Below are 546 nucleotides of genomic sequence, written 5' to 3'. Positions count from 1 at the left end.
ACTTGGATAATTGTGTTTTCCTTCTTCATTCTTAACAAAGTAATATACTAATCCGAGTCTCTCCTTTAAGTTTTCACTTCTGATTTTTTCTCTTAAACTAACTAACTCTGAAGTGTTGTGGGATACTACAATTTCTGAGTAACCATATTTATCTACTTTTAGGCTTAACGAGTCATTAAAATGAGTTGAGTGTTTTCTAATTAGGATTTCATTTCCTTTTTTTAGAACGATGATTCCATTGCTAGTTGCATTTGACTCAAACCAACTCTTATTATTAGGGAATATTTCTGTTTCTGGCTCTTTTAATATCCAGCGATAAAATTCTGATACCTTAACAAGGCTTTCTACAACATGGCTTCCCAGATCAATCAGATCTCTATCAACTTGACTACTGTCCAAAATAAAGTAAATAAGCAGAACTGAGTGATAATCCAAAAATAGCTTCTTCTTGTCTTCGACTCCTCTAACCATACTGCCACTTGATATATATGATAGCAGCATATTCAGTCCTGTCTCTTATACAAATCTGACGCTGCCGACGAATAG

General features: G+C 33.9%; 1 protein-coding gene. It reads right to left on the bottom strand.

Annotated features, from left to right (window positions below; genetic code table 11):
* On the bottom strand, window positions 1-501 hold a 501-nt coding region (locus tag ASV53_RS24400; protein WP_141226331.1), incomplete at its 3' end, for a hypothetical protein.
* Between the last annotated feature and the right edge of the window lie 45 nt (window positions 502-546).

This window comes from Photobacterium sanguinicancri, from assembly GCF_002265265.1.
GTDB lineage: Bacteria > Pseudomonadota > Gammaproteobacteria > Enterobacterales > Vibrionaceae > Photobacterium > Photobacterium sanguinicancri.
Note: the sequence above shows the minus strand (reverse complement) of the source record. Positions and strands in the feature narration are given on the sequence as shown.